Raw genomic sequence first — 1699 nt, forward strand, 5'->3', positions numbered from 1 at the left:
GACCTAAATCCGCCAGTAGCTGGTGATGTTGAGGGTTTGTAGATCGCTGGAACGTGAGCGGGTGCCTGCCGTGCAGGGAGAATCGGGGTTACCACACCAACCGATGGCTTCCTGACGAGAGGCACCCGCCGGGTGAACAGACTACGCAGATCGGCCGCGTCGCGGAAACGGGTTCCACGGGTGCGGGTCGGGCCGTCCGATCGGTCGCTGACCGGGATGGCGGGGCTGGCCGCGGTCGCTGAGCTGGTCGACCGGCTCGGGGTCGTCGAGGTGTTGGACGACCAGATCGGGCCGGTCAAGCGGCGGGCGCGGGGGCTTTCGGGCGGGGAGTTGCTGGTCGGGCTGGCGAGCGCGCAGCTGGCGGGGCAGGCGAGCATGTCCGGGCTGGACCGGCTGCGTCTGGACGAGGCGGGTGGGCTGCTCGCGGTGGTGCCGTTCGCGCCGTCGCGGACGGCGGCGCGGCTTTCGGGCCGGTTCGGCCCGGTGGCGCTGTCCGGGGTCGAGGCGACGGTTGGGGTGCTGGCCGGCCGTTGGCTGTCTCGGCTGCCCGGGCAGCGTCGGGCCGAGCTGGTCACCGGGCGGCCGACGATCGACCTGGACTCCTCCGACGTGGAGGTTTTCGGCCGTGGGAAGCGTGGCGTGGCCTATACCTACGAGGGGAAGAAGGCCGGCCGGCCGCTGCTGGCGTCGTGGGCGCGGACCGGGCTGGTCTTGGCCGCCGACCTGCTCGCCGGGGACCAGGACGTCCGGCCGCGTGCCGCCGGGCTGCTGACCCGGGCGCTGGCGAACCTGCCGGCTGCCGTCTGCGCGCCGCCGCTGGTCCGCGCCGATTCGGGGTTCTTCACCGGGGACCTCGCCCGCGCTGCCGTGACCGCGGGCGCGGACTTCGCGGTCGCCGCGCCACGCAACAGCGCGCTCTGGCGCGCCTACGCCGCCGTTCCCGAGAAGGCCTGGACCGACGCGCGGGACATGACCGGCGCCCAGGTCGCCGCCAGTGGCTATGCCCCGGCCGGCTGGCCGCCCGGCACCTACACGATCATCCGCCGGGTGAAGGTCCCTGCCGGTGAGATCTCCACCGACCCCCGCTCGCGGCGGCGGCGCACGATCCCGAAAGACCAGCTCACCCTCGCGTTGGAAGGCGTCGCCGACCACGCCTGGGCGGTCAGTTTCATCGTCACGAACATCCCCGCTGACGAGCCCGACGGCATCGTCGCCGTCGAGCACTGGTTCCGTGGCCGCGCCGACATCGAGACCCAGATCAAAGATGTCAAGCTCGGCGCCGGCCTGCGCCACCTGCCCTCCGCGGACCCGGCCGTCAACACCGTCTGGATGTGGGCGGCGATCCTCGCCGGCTGGCTATCTACCCTGTTCCAGTCCCTGACCGGATTCGACCAGCGCGCGGGGCGCGCGCACGGCGACCGGCTCCGCCACGAACTGATCAACATCCCCGGTCGGGTCATCCGTCACGCCGGCACGCTCACCCTGCGCCTGCCACCCGGCCGCGACCAGCACCTGCCCGGCGCCCTCGAACGGCTACGTGCTCTGCCCGCAGCCGGCTGACCAGCCCGTTCCCCCGACGAGACCCCGTCCGGGCCGTGGACCCGGCGCCCACCCGGTACGACAGCCGGGCCGTCACCCTGCCCACCAGCCGGAAACACCATCAACAAGCCGGAAAGGGAAAGATCACCGATCTTTGATC

At 72.3% G+C, this 1699-nt stretch carries 1 protein-coding gene; it reads left to right on the top strand.

Annotated features, from left to right (window positions below; translation table 11 throughout):
* Positions 1-180: 180 nt before the first annotated feature.
* Complete coding sequence (locus AC559T_RS12325) at positions 181-1560, top strand: IS1380 family transposase (RefSeq protein ID WP_248832287.1); 1380 nt, start codon at positions 181-183, stop codon at positions 1558-1560.
* Positions 1561-1699 lie beyond the last annotated feature (139 nt).

The sequence above is a fragment of the Frankia sp. Hr75.2 genome, assembly GCF_949319125.1.
Taxonomy (GTDB): Bacteria; Actinomycetota; Actinomycetes; order Frankiales; family Frankiaceae; genus Parafrankia; species Parafrankia soli.